The 15,197-nt window shown below is 59.1% G+C and carries 16 protein-coding genes and 1 tRNA gene; 8 read left to right on the top strand and 9 right to left on the bottom strand.

The window, feature by feature from the left end; all coding sequences use genetic code 11:
- Positions 1-147: 147 nt before the first annotated feature.
- Together ACVWVY_RS29360 and ACVWVY_RS29355 are read right to left on the bottom strand one after the other, a co-directional pair.
- The gene (locus ACVWVY_RS29360; RefSeq protein ID WP_456629642.1) at positions 148-1,155 is read right to left on the bottom strand and encodes an outer membrane protein; all 1,008 of its coding nucleotides are present in this window, start codon (positions 1,153-1,155) and stop codon (positions 148-150) included.
- Between the two features lie 709 nt (positions 1,156-1,864).
- Positions 1,865-2,257, bottom strand: coding sequence for a hypothetical protein (locus tag ACVWVY_RS29355; RefSeq protein ID WP_456629641.1), 393 nt, complete (start codon positions 2,255-2,257; stop codon positions 1,865-1,867).
- A gap of 989 nt (positions 2,258-3,246) precedes the next feature.
- Between ACVWVY_RS29355 and ACVWVY_RS29350 the strand changes: the two genes are divergently transcribed.
- The 3 genes from ACVWVY_RS29350 (at position 3,247) to ACVWVY_RS29340 (ending at position 5,122) form a co-directional block, all read left to right on the top strand.
- Complete coding sequence (locus ACVWVY_RS29350; RefSeq protein WP_456629640.1) at positions 3,247-3,645, top strand: hypothetical protein; 399 nt, start codon at positions 3,247-3,249, stop codon at positions 3,643-3,645.
- A 656-nt stretch (positions 3,646-4,301) separates the two neighbouring features.
- A complete protein-coding gene (locus ACVWVY_RS29345; protein ID WP_456629639.1) occupies positions 4,302-4,856 on the top strand; it encodes a hypothetical protein in 555 nt (184 codons plus the stop codon).
- Positions 4,856-5,122 carry a hypothetical protein gene (locus ACVWVY_RS29340; RefSeq protein ID WP_456629638.1) on the top strand — a complete coding sequence of 89 codons (267 nt, stop codon included), beginning with the start codon at positions 4,856-4,858 and terminating at the stop codon, positions 5,120-5,122. Before ACVWVY_RS29345 ends, ACVWVY_RS29340 begins: the two co-directional genes overlap by 1 nt.
- Positions 5,123-5,773: 651 nt before the next feature.
- Here ACVWVY_RS29340 and ACVWVY_RS29335 read toward each other — a convergent pair.
- On the bottom strand, positions 5,774-6,013 hold the full coding sequence (locus tag ACVWVY_RS29335; protein WP_456629637.1) for a GCG_CRPN prefix-to-repeats domain-containing protein: 240 nt from the start codon (positions 6,011-6,013) through the stop codon (positions 5,774-5,776).
- Between the two features lie 1,673 nt (positions 6,014-7,686).
- Here ACVWVY_RS29335 and ACVWVY_RS29330 point away from each other — a divergent pair.
- Together ACVWVY_RS29330 and ACVWVY_RS29325 are read left to right on the top strand one after the other, a co-directional pair.
- Complete coding sequence (locus ACVWVY_RS29330; RefSeq protein WP_456628592.1) at positions 7,687-7,854, top strand: hypothetical protein; 168 nt, start codon at positions 7,687-7,689, stop codon at positions 7,852-7,854.
- A gap of 1,468 nt (positions 7,855-9,322) precedes the next feature.
- Complete coding sequence (locus tag ACVWVY_RS29325) at positions 9,323-9,499, top strand: hypothetical protein (protein WP_456628593.1); 177 nt, start codon at positions 9,323-9,325, stop codon at positions 9,497-9,499.
- Positions 9,500-9,935: 436 nt separating this feature from the next.
- Here ACVWVY_RS29325 and ACVWVY_RS29320 read toward each other — a convergent pair whose 3' ends face one another.
- Positions 9,936-10,730 (bottom strand): outer membrane protein, encoded by a 795-nt coding sequence (locus tag ACVWVY_RS29320; RefSeq protein WP_456629636.1) that lies wholly within the window; start codon positions 10,728-10,730, stop codon positions 9,936-9,938.
- 291 nt (positions 10,731-11,021) lie between these two features.
- Here ACVWVY_RS29320 and ACVWVY_RS29315 point away from each other — a divergent pair, with 291 nt between their 5' ends.
- Positions 11,022-11,267: a DUF2934 domain-containing protein gene (locus ACVWVY_RS29315; protein WP_456629635.1), complete on the top strand. Its 246-nt coding sequence runs from the start codon at positions 11,022-11,024 to the stop codon at positions 11,265-11,267.
- Between the two features lie 282 nt (positions 11,268-11,549).
- On the opposite strand, the gene ACVWVY_RS29310 is transcribed toward ACVWVY_RS29315, so the two are convergent.
- Positions 11,550-11,732, bottom strand: a complete 183-nt coding sequence (locus tag ACVWVY_RS29310) for a hypothetical protein (RefSeq protein ID WP_456629634.1) — start codon at positions 11,730-11,732, stop codon at positions 11,550-11,552.
- Between the two features lie 961 nt (positions 11,733-12,693).
- Positions 12,694-12,768: transfer RNA gene (locus ACVWVY_RS29305), tRNA-Glu, on the bottom strand.
- 235 nt (positions 12,769-13,003) lie between these two features.
- On the opposite strand from ACVWVY_RS29305, the gene ACVWVY_RS29300 reads away from it, so the two are divergent.
- On the top strand, positions 13,004-13,273 hold the full coding sequence (locus ACVWVY_RS29300) for a PilZ domain-containing protein (protein ID WP_456629633.1): 270 nt from the start codon (positions 13,004-13,006) through the stop codon (positions 13,271-13,273).
- Positions 13,274-13,309: 36 nt separating this feature from the next.
- Positions 13,310-13,558, top strand: a complete 249-nt coding sequence (locus ACVWVY_RS29295) for a hypothetical protein (protein ID WP_456629632.1) — start codon at positions 13,310-13,312, stop codon at positions 13,556-13,558.
- Positions 13,559-13,562: 4 nt separating this feature from the next.
- Here the strand turns inward: ACVWVY_RS29295 and ACVWVY_RS29290 are convergent, their stop codons facing one another.
- The 3 genes from ACVWVY_RS29290 to ACVWVY_RS29280 all read right to left on the bottom strand — a co-directional run bounded on the left by ACVWVY_RS29290 (position 13,563) and on the right by ACVWVY_RS29280 (position 15,151).
- Positions 13,563-14,210 carry a glutathione S-transferase family protein gene (locus ACVWVY_RS29290; protein WP_456629631.1) on the bottom strand — a complete coding sequence of 216 codons (648 nt, stop codon included), beginning with the start codon at positions 14,208-14,210 and terminating at the stop codon, positions 13,563-13,565.
- A gap of 249 nt (positions 14,211-14,459) precedes the next feature.
- Entirely contained in the window at positions 14,460-14,732 is a 273-nt protein-coding gene (locus ACVWVY_RS29285) for a hypothetical protein (RefSeq protein ID WP_456629630.1), read from the bottom strand.
- Entirely contained in the window at positions 14,699-15,151 is a 453-nt protein-coding gene (locus tag ACVWVY_RS29280; RefSeq protein WP_456629629.1) for a VOC family protein, read from the bottom strand. Before ACVWVY_RS29280 ends, ACVWVY_RS29285 begins: the two co-directional genes overlap by 34 nt.
- Positions 15,152-15,197 lie beyond the last annotated feature (46 nt).

The following is a 15,197-nucleotide window of genomic DNA, read 5'->3' as shown; positions in this document are numbered from 1 at the left end:
ACCACCAGTATCACCAGCATCGCGTAAGCGGTCCTACGGCCAATGTCGGCGCATCAGTTGCAGACGGTGTGGACCCGTCCCATGCCAACGTTCATCGATTGGCATCTGGTCGGCGGGGCAATGGGTGACCGCATCGGGGCGCGGAGACTACCTGAGTGGATTGAAGGAATAGGCGAAGCCGATCCGACCAGACTGCATCGACTGATCGAACTGGGTCGAGCGCGAATAGGTCTGTGAATTCGGACCGGATACAAAGGCGAATCTGTCCTGGGTATGCGCAGTGTCGAACTTGGTGTAACGGTATTCAGCCCTTAGGCGCCAGTTCGAGTCTAGCTTGCGTTCGATTCCGACGCCTGCTGTGGGTCCGTTCGCCCAAAACGACTCATTGGGCTGGTAGAAGGGATTGTCGGTGAGATTTCGGGCCTCGAACTGCGCAACAGTCCACCCGCCAATTCCATAGAGGAGGGTAAGATCGTCGACAAGAACGCCCGCGCGCAGCAATGCCGAGGCCATCCATCGGGATGTGACTTGGGGCCGATAGTCTCCCGTGGCGGTTACGCCGGTTGGGCCCGTGGCATTAAAATATGCGTAAGACCGGGTTCCCGACGAGCTGAAGTTCAGGTCTGAGGCTGTGGCTTCGAACTGCCCACCAAAAACGAGTCGAGCTAGTTGAAAGTCGCCGCCGGCAAACACATCAATGAATCCGCCTGCGTTGCCGTTCGGTCCAGACACCGAAGACGTATTGAAGCCGTTTAAGTCAAAGGGCGGAGTGTTGCCCGGGAAGATCTGTGCGGCTCGTTCGCTTGAGGTAGTGCTCGACTTGGTAGCAGCTCCACCGGCAGACGCTCCCCAAAAGATACCCGTCCAGCCAGTCGCGGTGCTTGTCTGGCTTAATTGATTGGGTGCCAGATCTTTTGCCGGCATAGCCGCGTTTGCCTGACCAACATTCTGCGGAAGTTGGGTGCGCTGTTGCGTCCGTCCTTGCTCCAACTCGCGCTTGTACTGCCGGTTTTTGGTTTCCAAGGCAACAACGCGCGCCTCAAGCGCAGCGAGCTTTTCGAGAAGGCGCTCGGCATTGAGGGAGTTAGCGCGCGCGTTGTCGGTTAAGAGGAGTAGTAACGTCGCCAAAGCCGCGGTTAGAAAAGCTCGAATCATTGCCCTGCATCCCCCAGTTGTGCATGGATTTTCCTATCCGCGCTGATAGGGCGATACAAGAGCCGAAAGGACTGTCGAACCCTTGCTCCAAAGATTTCAACGGCGTTGGCAAACAGCTCGGCGTCCGCGGGGTGAATGTGACGGGCTTCTCTTCTGGCTAGAGTGGTATCGGCCTATAGCCAAACAGCAACCATTCCTCGCAGCTTACCCGGTGAAGGTCGCGCTCAAACGTACCCCGGCGCTGCGTGCTCTAGGAGGCGACAGGCGGCCTTGTCAGGATCGGCAAATGGGCGATCGGCAGTCAGTTTCAAATCAAAGTCTCACGTTTTCCAATGCTTGGTGAATGGCACGGCAGCGCTGTTCCTGTCATGCCAGTTCGGCACAATGTGCACAGAACCTGCGATGCCACATTGCTTGCAGACGAGGCGCCGGCCGATCCTCGACCAGGGCAAATCTTGAGGAAGAGTTTCCAATCGGACATCGACCATGCGGCGATCGCACTTACCGCCCGAACATTGGATGTTGCAGGTTACGTGGCCGTCCGCGAGCCATTCCGCCGGGCCGCCGGGTGGGTATTTGCTTGTTCTTCGAGAATGCGGTCGCTGCGAAACCATCGCAGATGATTCCGCGGCTGGCGACGAAGCGCAAATTATCAATCCCTTGGGGATCGGAGTGACGGCGAGCTACCGCGCGTCGTGGGTGTGGGCAATTACGTTTGCCGCTCCATGCCAAGCCGGTTGGCGCAAATGCTGCCATACATTCCGATTGCAGCTCCGAGACCGCCGCCGGCATTGGAGTCCTCGGTATTGAGTTGGCTCACGACGCCGGTTTTGGATGCGATCACGCTGACCTTGCAAAATTCCGTACTGGCAATTCCGCTCCCGCGGTCGGTATAGATGTTCGTCTGGTTTCCGAGCTGCCAGATATACGACGTGTCGCCGCTGTTCATCTTGAAGGTGCTTGCAGGCGGTCCAAACTTTACGACCAACGCATCAACGTTTTGACCAACGTATTGAGCACCGAGACGCGTGGCGACCTCTTCTCGCGACGCGGCGCATCCCATTAGCGCAGCGCAAAGCGCTACCGTTGCCACATTACGCATGTCGTGTTCTCCCCAGACCCGACACCATCCAACCGCAACCGGAGGGCGAGCGCAAGGGAATTGCTTTGCAACAAGCGGTGGATCGGCACCATTGAGCCCTTGAGCCGCCGCGACTCAGGCTCCGGCGCACTGCCCCTTATGGTCGTGCAGCGTCTGCCGGTGACTTCTTCATTTCGTGCGACCGTTCCATTTGCGATCGGATGATGTCGCCGCTCGCTGCGGCATCCGCCGAGCCCGTGGCCACCCGCTCAGCCGTGCACTTTGTCGTGGGCGGATTTCCGCACTGTCGCGCGAGCGCTTCCCAGCCAACGCATTTTCCAGAGCTGTTGCGATAACCGGGGCCACCATTGTCGCCGCATGCTGCAAGAGCCGGCTGGCAATACATCACAGAAAACGCAAGAATAAGTGACGTTCGCATGATCTCCCCTTACCTGGCTCAATCGAACCGCAACTTGCGATGGAGAGCAAGTCCGTAGGCATACGGGACGACCCCCTCGAAGGGGGCCTTGTACCCCCTCAGCGGCTTTTCGTGAGACGGGATCGCGGTCCGGTATTGGCTCATCGCAAACTCGGATAACGTCTGCTGTGGATCGCGCCGGGGTCGTTGGAACTTGCTCAATGTTGGAGCGTTCAAGCGTTCATGACAAATGACGACGCTCCCGTACCAGCCGCGGACGCCGAGCAAAGGATCGACCACGCTGTGGATGCCATTCGCGGCATGTCCCAAGACCTCGCCGACGAAGTCGCGCCGCGTCCGAGGTTGCTCGACAGGTTGAGCGCGGCTACGCGCGAGGCGCCCATCCAATCACTGGCAATTGCATTCTCGATCGGTGTCATCCTAGCGCATCGATGATGCGGTCGGCGCCCAACCCGCGCAAGTGAACGAGGACGGTGTGTAATATCTTGCAACCGAGAGCGAGGGCAGGGGGCTGTACTGGTTGTTTTCGGACGCAGGCTGTTGAAAATGGCCGCCTGTGAAGGAGCAGCCAATGCCCGCCTATCTAGTCCGTCTGATCGATACCCGCGACCTTGTGGGGTTTTATTTCGCTGCTGACTCAGACCATTTGATCACGATTGTCGATGAGTGCACCGAGGTCGCCGATTGCGAATATGCGGAGTTACCAGATGGTGGGATCGCGTGGGAAAGCCCGGCGATTTCTGTACCGATCGAGATCGACAAAGATGACCCGTTTGATGACCAGGATATCCCTGGGGTTCCTTGGTCCGGCGCGGCGCTCTCTGAAAGCTGGTGGAGTGTTATGTACGGTTACACAGATGATCAGTGGATACCGTTCTTTCCAGACCATCCTCGCGAACCTAGACCACCCGCGCCGCGACGGCCGCTGGGTCCGGGAAGAGTTGTGAAGTTCAGGAGGAGGGGCGCTTAGACTTCAGCCTCATCTCCACTAGCCGGGATGCCTTCAGAGCTCTATTGGCGCGTCCAAAAGTAGAGGCCGCAGCACACAGCAATTAAGATCGCGATTGCCCATTTCCAGGGGGGCGATGAATGCATCGCGGCCTCTTTCGTTTTTCGGAGAGAATACCCGTCAGGCCACGTCCCGAAATCCGGACAACCGGGTTGAAATGCAAAGCCCGGCGCTTGGCCGGGCGATTGCAAGTATGAATAAGTGAATGACCGAATGTTAGGACGGCAAACTCGTGCCGTCTGTGAACTGTTTCACATTTGTGGCGGTCGTTTTCCGGTGCCGCTCCAGCCGAGCCAGGGGCGCCAAGCGCTCAAGCATTCGCTACGCCTATTTCCCCTTCGCCTTCAGCCCCAGTTCCACGAGCCGGCGGATGGCTTCGGAGCGGCCGGGGAAATCGTCCTGCTGCCGAGCCCACTTGTCCACGGCCTCCGCCGTCGCGGGCGGAAGTCGAACGGCGCTGACTGGGTATGAGCCGCCCTTCTTTTTGGGACGGCCCACGGGGTTTTTGTTTACAGAAATTGACTTCTTCATAATTTCAGTTTACAGAAATTGCGAGCCGAGGGGAAGCGCCAACTTCCGCCTCGGCCCTAACCCGAACCATTGAGGATGGGAATCCCATGACCCAGGCTGATCGCGTGCATAGCACGCCACCCCTAAGCACGTCCTTAGACAACTCTCGACGAGGATTCCTCGCCCAAGCCGCAGCAGTGACCGCTGGAGGCGCCGCCCTTGCGACGGCGCTCTCGCTGCCCGGATCGGCCGCACGCGCTGTGCAAGCCCCTGATCCGATCCTGAAGGCCATCGAGGCGCACAAGGCAGCTCACGCCAAGTTGCTCTCGCGGGTCGATCGCCATTGCAAGCTCGAAAGCGAGCTTCCCAGCGAACAGCGCTGCTCCACGATCACTGCTTGGGAAGAGGAGATCGTGGAGACCGACGATCCGAGGTGGATCGAGGCCGAACGTCAGATTGGCCTGACGTCGGACGCCGAGATCGCGGCGGCCTACGCGCTCATCGCGGTAATCCCCACCACACGGCTTGGGCTACTGGCCTTGCTTGGGCACGCTGTCAGCCACGACACGGACGGTTATGCTTGGCCCGATGACTGGCGCAGGGGCTTGCTCGACAATCTCTCCGAAGAACTTCCGACACTCTGGCAGGAGAAGGCAGTCTGATGGACACCAACGACACCGGAAGACAAACCCCATTCCACATGGTCTCCGACATGGAGGACGACGTGGAGTCCCTCATCGACTACGGAAGGGTCATTGCTCGCCTGGCTGATACGTTGGCGGACGACGAGTCCGGCATGATCGCGAGGCTTGGCTGGCAAGTCGTGTGCCACGCCCAATCTGTAAAGCATACGCGGGCTTTGCTTTTCCACGCCCTCCATCCCAACCGTGCCGAACTCGATGCAGAAGCCGAGCGGACGGAAGACTAGCGACCCCGCAGGGTAGGGATGTGTAGAGCCGCCGCTGTTATCCCAGCGGCGGCTTTTTCGTGCCCGCTGGTTCACGCCGGTGGGCTAGTATCTGTAGTACCGAGGGCGAAGCCGGCCCTCCTGAAACTGCGGGGGCACCGTCCCGTTGGGATAACATTGTCCGTCCCGAATATCGACGTCGGCGCCGTCACCGCAGGGTACGGGGTATCTGCCATCGCGATATCCGCGACCCCCGTAGTATTCGCGGTCGCCATAGCCACGATCGCCATAACCCCGACCGTAGTTGCGTTGTCGTGCCGCCTGATCCTGAGGAGGGAGCGCGCCATTCGGATAGCACATCCCGTCACGGGCGCTCAGATCCCAGCCATGGCCGCACGGCGGCGGATGGGCATAAGTTCGGTATTGGATCTGCTGGACGAGAGGTTCGCCCGCGGTCGCCAAGGGACTCGGCGAGGTCAGTTGGAGTGCGAGCGCTAGGCTAGCGATGGTTACGAGCATGGGTCCTCCCGGCAAAGCGCACCCCACGGCAAATCACGCTAAGGAGTCGCAACAGCCGATCATGCCACGGCGCAGGGCAACGATTACTGAATAGTGCATTCACACGACGTTCACGGGAGATGCGCCCAAACCAGCGGCGGCTTTCTCGCGCCATCACCGCGCAACGCACATCATGGATCGCCGACTCCATCGCTGATACGGGCCGCAAGGGGGAGATGGCCGAGATGTGGCCGGGCACACGTTCCAGACGGGCAAACCTTCCTGCCACCCATCGCGAACGCAGGCTCCTTCTGACGTGGCGTGACAACCAACGCCGCACCCGTCTGCAGCCGAGGCCGGCCCAGGAAGCGCGACAACCGCAAGGAGGGCTCCAAAGCAAGCAAAGCGGATCATCAGCGGCTCCTCTTTGTCTCCAACGCGTGGGTTAACATTGGCGCCGCGATTATCGTTCCTATGCTCGCCGGCTCACGCTGGAGGGCCCTCTAACCCAGCCTGTCGCCGGCCCGCGGGGCGACTTAGAAGCTGCGGCTTCCCGTGCTAACCGCTCTGCTTTCAGACGCTCTCGGTTTGCATGGAAGACCTGTTGAGCCACTTCATAATCACTCAACGCTTTTTCCGCCTCACGCGCCGCGAAGACCCTACGTGCTTCGCGCTCCGCCGGCGTGAGCGTCTTTGGCTCAGAATGTTGACGATTGATCATGCGACAGTAATGCTTTCAGAGGAAAAATAGTTCCCTCAACTGATCATGACCGTTGCGGTCTAGATTGACGTGCGGCGATAAGAACAATGAGGACTGCCTGCTTCCGGGTTAGTACGTGGCTTGCGATAGCTGGCAAGAGGCTCGCCGGCTCGGAAGGAAAAGGCCCCAGCTATCTCAACCGACAGTTGGGGCCGCCAACCCGAGTTTTTCTTCCGGCAACGATCTTTGGGAGGTAAAAACCGGAAGCTTAAATCTGACTCCGCCAGCAGGCGGATGTTCCTGGTCGCTTGCTACTTTTCCCGATCGATTTCACGCCGCCGGTATCGGATAAGAAACGGCCCCAGCTTGTGGGGGACAGAAACGCTGGGGCCGCCATTCCAATGCCACGCGGAGGGGCGTGGCGCTTCCATCAACGTGGGCAGTCAGTGCCCGTTCCTAAAGACGGGATGCGTGACGAGTGGCAATGGCCCGGCGTGTGTTGCCCCGGCAACGTCGTGCGCGGGCCGCCAAGTGAGGCGGCCCCTTACTTCTTTAGACTAGTTCGGGTGGTCGAAGCCCCGGAGAGGTAAGCCACTCGTTTATGTCAGAGGCGGTCTCAAGCTGGCTGATCTTCTTGAGCAGCGCATCTCTTTGAGGACCAGGCTTGAGCTTGGCTATCTGTGCTTCTAGCCGAGCCTTCTCGGCTGCGATGTTTTCTTCAAAGGTATGGGCCGGGGATCGGCGACGCTGCATGATTCAACCTCGTTGCATACGGGTCCTAACCGTTGGGTTTGCAAGTCCGATCCTAATATGCCGATCCCGGGCTATCAGTTCCGGAGTGAACAATTTAAAATTAGGCTACTGAGGTTGGAAACAGGCCTGTGTCGGGGACAGGAACGATGTGGCTCTGCCGCGGAGTCGATTCCAAGCTTTCGGCCAGGTCTCCGACTGGAAGAAACCCGTGACCTCAGGCTCGGGTTGGGGGCGGTGGGGCAGGGCGCCAGGGCCGTTTTGATTTCTGAAGAGCGAAGGTTAGCAGCTCAGGCAATAAGCCGCAGGCATTGGCGCACTGCGGCTTTAGCCGGGCAATACTCCAATCCATGGTGAAATGACGAACCGCCGGCTCCGGTTTCCAAAGACTGATCCAAACCATAATGCATGAGGAGTCCGGTTTTCCGTTCCGCGATGGAAACCGCGGCCGTGTTGCCGCCATGCGATAGGCAATGATCTGAGCGTTCAACCTGCGCTCTCCATTTGTACCTTTGAGAGTTAGGCTGGCATTCGATGCAACTCCCGTGAGCCGGCTCGGCCTCATTCGACCGTCGTTCCGGGGACCGAAAGCCGCTTCTGCTTGGAACTACGCGCTGGGCTAGCAATTGGACTTTTCATGAAGATGGCCAAAGCAATCCGGCAGCAGGCAGTCACCGCAGAACGGGTAGCGGCGAGCTCGGCTGACGCGATTGTGGTCGATCAGATGAAGTCTTTGGCCCAGGCCTTCAGAGTTCAGGCCGAAATCATGAAGAAGAACAAAAAGAACAAGAAAAACAAGAAATGAGATTCTCGATAAAGGCGAAGTGCAAGGACGGCGAAATCCTGCATCGGAGGAAGACCCCCGAGGCTGCGCTGAAGAAGGCTCGCGAGATGTCGCAAACGGGCTGCTACGACATCCACATCACCACTCCCGAAGGCCGAGACTACCATTCGTCAGAGTTTGCAGATCTACCGCGCACGCCCGCTGCACGGCGAGCTCCTCAGCCGTCTGGAGTTGGAGGGCAGCGAAGCCGCTGAGGTGATTGCGGCGGAGAACGGCGCCGGGCTTTTTCATGGAGGCCGACGGCTATCGTCAGGATATTCCGCCGCGACAACAGCCGGCTTTCAAGCCGTTTCATCGAGTCCACGGACGCGCCCGCTACCTGCCCAGCGACGCGGACAATCGACGCGAATGGAGGGCGCGTAAGCGTCCAGTGGGACGCCGGCTCAGATTTCAGTTATCAGGAATTTCCGGGCAACTGACGGTGTCGGTGAGCCGAAATCATCGCGAAGAACGCACCTAGGCGTTGTTTGATGAGACCGTCCGGCATGATAGCCTCCGGTTGATCCCCCACGCGGAGGGATCATATCCAGTAGAGCAAGGTACCTGAGCCCCGTCCCACCCAGGCGGGGCTTTTTTCGACCTGGGCGAGCGCCAGCTCATGCGGATCTCGGCCGGCCACATTTGTCTCAAAAGAACTGGTGAACTTTTCTCTCCGCACTACTTTGTCTCAGGGGCTAAAAGTTCACCCAGTTAGAAAGGACAGCAAATGGCTTGGACAGCGCCAAAAATTGTCGAAGTGTCCGTGGGGGATGGAAATCAACATGTACATGTGTGCTACCCGCTAGTAAGCGGCCGCCTTGGACGTTTGATTGCTCACGAAATCAAGGCCTGCCGGTTCACGCTGGCGGGCCTTTCTCTTCGGCATTAATTGGCAGGGGCCCCTGAGCCAGCGGTGCGAACCAACTTGTCCGCCTTTTTTAGTACGTAGGTATTTTCCGGCTGTTCTCTGGCATAAAAACTGAACACCACAAACGCCGCGCAAAATAACAAGCCTACCAGTATAACTTTCCGGTAGGTGCGTCTGTCTGCGCTGTGAAAAGAACTCGACATAAATCACCACTCACGCAACGCGGAACCACTCCAATACTAGCTGGTGTTTATTTCCGGGCGGCTTCGCAGCGATTGAAAAATGGTTTCGTCCGACCGCCGCCTAAACATCACCGCAGGGGGGAGCCGTGCGCCGGCGCCGATCGCACAGGAAACGCAACCGGCAGTGACTGATGAGCCACCGCCGCCGGCTCAAGCGATAGAATGAGGACGCGGGGCGAGACCCCGCGTTTTTCGTGTTGGGCACCTGATGCATCGCCCGAAACGCCCGACGGCCTTAGTCTTGGCCATTTTTTACCATGAATACTCTAGAAAGCGCCTCGAACACGCCCTCAGACGTCCCAATCAATGAAAGGATTAAGAACCAACGGGGAGGTCTAAAATGGAGTCCGGTCTCGAACGCGTAACCTTAGATGCCCTTATGTTGCTTCAAGAAGTTGCCGCCTCTGGCCGTGCAGATATTGCGGCAGTGATCGCCAAGTTTCGACCGGAACAGCAGAGAGTCAGGCGACTGAGCGAGTATTGCGATGAAATTTTCGCTGAGATCCGCGTTGCTTAAACCAAGATCCGGCAAACCGATCTCAGCGCACTCCCCGAGCGTCGAAGAAACGGCCCCAGCGCGCTGGAGCTGAGGCCGCTAACGGGTGACGTGCGGAGATTGGGCAATTCCTGCCACCTGCCGATCGAGTTACGGACACAGCCACCCGTAGGTTTCAGTGCTTGCGGGCACTGCGTGGCACAAGCTCGTACGCACCAGCGGCCCAGACTCGCCCATGCGCTGGCGCCGATGGACCGGCGGCCGGACTCACTACGAAGGATACGAGTGCGTTGTCCCGGGTCCGCTCGGGAGATTTGGATATGGCTGTGCGTCAACAAAGCGGATGGCTCTAGAGCATCTAGGACGCTTGGTTAACCCCGGCAGGCGATTTTTGCTCAGGCCAACAAAAAAGCCCCGGACGATGCCGGGGCTTTTGAGCTTGCTGATTTAGCAGAGATCAGTAATTCGCGCCGACCGGCGTGCCACCCCAGTTGAAACGGTAGGACAGGGTCGATGTGATAGTTTGCGTGAACATCCTGTCGCGGCTCACGTTGCCGGTGAGCACACCCGTCGCAGTGACAAACTCGGCGTTATCGCGGCGGTCGAATTCCGAGAACCGGTACTCGGTCTTCCAAGTCAGGCCCGGAATCCATCCAACCGTGTGTTCGATACCAGAACCGAGAAACCAGCCCTTGTTCGTTCCCCCCGACAGCCCGACACCGGTCGCAACGTTCGCAGCGGTCAGGTAGCTACCGAACCCGGTGCGATGAGCCTCAGTGTAGCCACCAGAGAAATAGGTGAGCGTCTGGGGATTGACCAGCCAGCCGATGCGGCCGCCGATCGCCCAGTACCAGTCGACCTTCTCCGTGTTGCTGACCAAGCCAACAAGGCCGCCGTTACCGGTGAAATCGCCCCTCATGTCAGAGAAATTGTAATCGCCGAAGGCACCGAAAACGAACTGGTTCGCGCCGATCGGGAACTGATAGTCGCAGCCTGCCTGAAGGGTACCAATCCAGCCCCGACCACCCTGATCGACGGAGCGATTAATGGCCAGACCCGTCGGAATGTTGCGCTGCTGCGTCTCGATATCGAACAGACCGTAGCCGCCGCCGCCGCCAACATAGCAGCCCGTCCACGACGGAGCGTAGGCAACTGGAGCAGCCCGCAGCGGAGCCTTGGTGGCCATATCGGCCGCAAGAGCCGGGCCGGTGAATGCCGCCGTCACGGCAAGCGCTGCAATCAATTTGTTCATATGTGGACCCCAAGGCGTTGTGGACTGGAAACCTTAGTTCCGACGGTAACCGGATTCGCATAAATTGCTGTAACTCGAAGGACACAGTGAAATTGTTACGCCGAGAAGGCGCAGGGCAACCGCGATTACGTTCTCAACAAGGCTCACGGCGTCGGCTGGCGCGCCGTCGAAGGCGGTCTTGTCCCGGCGGGCCTTACAACGATCCGAGCATCAGCAGCGGGTAGGATTTCATTAACCTTACGGGAGCAAGCTTTTGTCGCCGGGGCTGGGCGCATCATGAAAGGAAAACCCATGCCTAATCTGGAAGAGGCCATCCGCGAACGTGCTTACCACCTCTGGATCGCCGATGGTCAACCCGAGGGCCAGGCAGACATGTATTGGCTCAATGCTCAACGCGAAATTCTCACGACATCGGTTGAAGGCTCGGGCAGCATCGCTGCCGCCGCAGCGCCCATAGACACGGGATTGGTTGCAACGAAACCCGCTAAACAGGCAAAAGTCGCACGATCGGGAAAAAGCAAAACCCGCGCCGCATAGTTTCATGCGAGCATCGTCACAGGGACCGTCGCGCGCCGGGCCGCCACGCTCAGGCAATAAATTGGCGCGCTGCGGCTTTAGCCGGATCAATGTATTCGTGATGAACTTCGGTCCCGCGCCTAACTATTGGTTCCATTCGGCTGTCCAAATTCGGAAGACGCTTTTCCGTATCTAGGACTATGGGAAAGAAGCACCCGAGGACGAGCCGAAAGACCCAGCGGTCGCAGCTGGAGGAAGCGCGACGGCTCATCGAAGAGTACATGGCAGACCTTCGCGAGATCATCAAGAAGCTCTGCCGTCGCTTGAATTGATCACCGTCTCGATATCGCTTGCGAGCTTCCTGAAATGGCCGGCGAGGCGCTCGTAAAGCTCGCGCTTCTGGACAGCCGTCGCGCTTCTGGCGATCTGCTCCGCATAGTCGGCTTCTGCGCGCAGCTTCTGTGCGCTGGCCTTCATGTCCTGCATCGGCCTTTACCTTGGCGGTTGCTATTCCACAAATCGAAGGGTCCGGCGCCTTTTCATTCGATCGAGAGCGTGGACGAGCTCATCTCTATCAAAGACCCCGATGAGCCGGTGCACTGTATACGTAACGTCTCGCGGGCGTGGCGCGTTGTATTCTCCGAGGATGCGCCTGGCATCCTCCATCGCTCGCAATACAGTCTCTTGATCAGTGTTGTTCATGGTCCGCGCCTAACAGAGCGCTGACTTAATGCGGTATGCTGGAAATCTGTTCCTACGCAAAACCAAGCAGATAGATCCCCAGCCCGGGAAGTTAGGACGTCGTCCGCAACGGTCGTGCGTTAAGGAACTTGACGCCGATCAGCTTTCCCGCTCGCCAAATGATCGTGCAGCTATGTCTGGTGCGGTCAGTGGCTACCAGCAATGTAAATTGTGCCGGAAGCTCGTTCGCGCTGACTACCTCCAACGTGGCTCCAGTCTCGGACTGGTTCCGAACGAGACAGGCGATCCTCAGCCCGCGAAATTCAATACTTCCTGCCTTCAAACCGCTTCGACCCCAGTATTTCCTGAGTGCGTTGTCGCGTTTCAAACGCATCGTTCGCCTTTTAATCTGGCGGCCTCAATCCCGGGGATGTCAGCCACTCGGTGATATGGTTGGCTGTATCGGCCTGCCTTGCCCTGCGCTCCATGCGTGCACGTTCGCTGCCACCCAAGGGAAGGGCTTCGGCCTTTGCTCTAATCCCGTCGATCCGTTCCGCGATCCGCTCCTCCAATGAAGCCGTATGCTTCACTTGATGACGCCGCAGCATGAGGATTCCCTCCAACGAGTCCTGCCTCACTGGCCATAACGCTTTTTGGGGAACCAAAGTTCCAGTCACCCGGGCTCGGCCCTAACAGCAAACCACAGTGGATGCCGGACATTTGCTGGACACGGCACGGAGGCGCGAAGCTAAGTGTTTGATTTGAATGGCGCTCCCTAGCGGAATCGAACCGCTCTCTCCACCGTGAAAGGGTGGCGTCCTAACCGATAGACGAAGGGAGCAAAACAACCGGAAAATCAATGCGTTAGGCGCTTGATAGGCCGTTTGGCCGCCGGCGTCCATGTTCCATGGAGGTGGCGACGGGCGAACGTATAGTGGCGTTTGGCCGGGTGGGCAAGCCGCTCGAAAACCCGTTTTTTGCGGCCGTTCCGGGCCTCCATCGACGCCGGGTATGACGGGATGCAACGGATTTTAAAGCCGCATGGGCGTAAGGTTTTTGTCGGGGGAACTTCCGACATGGCCTTACTATCGAAATTATCGAGCAAAAAGCGCGAGACGCGCAAATCGTTGAGTCAGCCCGGGTGGATCACGCTCGAGGGTGGTTTTGCCGCGCGCCAATGCGTGGTGCAGGATCTGTCCACGACGGGGGCGAAGGTCACGATCGACGATCCCAACTCGTTGCCGGCGAAGTTGCGGCTGGCGTTTTCGCGCGACGCCAGGACCGGACGCCGCTGCGAGGTGGTCTGGCGCCGTGGCAAGTCGGTCGGCGTCAAGTTCGTCCGCTAATCTGGCACTGATCGGCAAGCGGCGATAAAAGGCGGGATGCGAAAAACCCTCCTGGTCATAATGGCTTTGGTGTTGCCGTCGGTTGCCGCCGCCGAGCAGCTTCGTCTTCAGAAGCCCGACAAGGCCGCAACATCCGGCAAGTTGCTGCCGCTGAAGCGCTCGAATTCGGCCAGTGCCTGCGCGGAGTACGGCGCGGGCTTTGTCAAGATCGAGGGCGCCAACACCTGCGTGAAAATCGGCGGGGCGGTGAGCGTCGGCGCCGGTGTGTCGGGCGGCTCGCGCTAGCTCCTCACGTCATCGGCGGCGCGATGTACTGCGCAAAACCGGAGCGGGTGGCGAACTGCGCAAACCAGCGATCGAGGTTCGGCAGTTTTGGCTTGGTGACGCCCTCGACACCGAGCCAGCGCCGCGCATAGGCGCCGAGCGCGATGTCGGCGATCGTGAACTGGTCGCCTTCGATGAAGCGCCGCGTCTCAAGCTGCGCCTCGACGATCCGCCACACCACGGCCTCGGCATCGACATCCTTCTGGATCGCGACCATGTCGCGCTTTTCGACCGGCGTCCGCACCAGCGCCCAGAACACCGGCCGGTCGACCGGCTGCAGCGTCGACAGCGTCCAGTCGAGCCAGCGGTCGACGCCAGCGCGCGTTTTCGGCTGCGCGGGGTAGATCGGCGAATTTTCGCCATAGGCCATGCAGAGATAGCGCATCACCGAATTGGATTCCCACAGCACATAGTCGCCGTCGACCAGCGTGGGGACGCGGCCGTTGGGATTCATCGCCAGATAGGCGGCTTCGTTGTTCTTGCCGAACTGCATGCCGGCGTCGATGCGCTCATAGGCGAGGTCGAGTTCGGCGAGACACCACAGCACTTTTTGAACGTTGACCGAATTGGCCCGGCCCCAGATGGTGAGTTGTTGTTTCTTGTTGTCGGCCACGCGTTATCGCTCCCGCTGATCTTCCGATCGCCGTTCATAGCTGAAGATCAGTAAAAAAGCGCGCTTCTTGCGCGGCCTCAAACCCAACAAAAAATCAGGCTCCGCCGCAGTGCGACAGAGCCCCGAGTTCTCGCGCAACGTGAGCTGGCGTCAGCCGGTCAGCGGCCGAAGAACAGCCACAGCAGAATGATCACCGGAATAGGCACGCCAACCAACCAAAGCAGAAGTCCTCGTCCCATCATTTCCTCCTCAAAATGCAGTCGAGGAGAAAACGCGCGATGTCGCGGCCGGTTCCTGCGCGCAAAAGAAGCTAACGCGAAGGAACGTTTTATGATTTCGAATTTCCGGGAGCAGCAATCCGATCCGAAACAGCAAGTCACCGTCGGGGTCGATGGCCTTGCGCACTTCGGCGTTGACGTCGTCAGAATGGCGGCTTCGCGTCAGCCGCCATTCGCTTTCACACATGCCTGATGGAAACGGCGCGAGGCCTACCAGTGGCCGGTGTTCGGCATCGACGACCACGGCTCCGCCGGCGGCTTCGGATCGCCCTTCTGCAACAGCTCGATCGAATGCAGATCCGGCGAGCGGACGAAGGCCATGTTGCCGTCGCGCGGCGGCCGGTTGATGGTGATGCCGGCCTTCATCAGACGGTCGCAGGTCGCATAGATGTCGTCGACCTCATAGGCGAGGTGGCCGAAATGGCGGTCCTCGCCGTATTTCTCCTCGTCCCAATTGTAGGTGAGCTCGACCAGCGGCGCGCCGCGGTGCTGCGGCGCCGCCTTGAACAGGCCTTCGTCCTCGGGCGCGCACAGGAACACCAGCGTGAACCGGCCCTTTTCGTTGTCGATCCGGCGTACTTCCTTCAGCCCCAGCGCGTCCTGGTAAAACTTCATCGCGGTGTCGAGATTGCGGACGCGCAGCATGGTGTGGAGATAGCGCATGTTTGTTGTCCTCTTGAGGTCTTGCAAAAAATTTGAGTTCGTTTCG

It is taken from the genome of Bradyrhizobium sp. URHC0002 (assembly GCF_054059515.1).
Note: the sequence above shows the minus strand (reverse complement) of the source record. Positions and strands in the feature narration are given on the sequence as shown.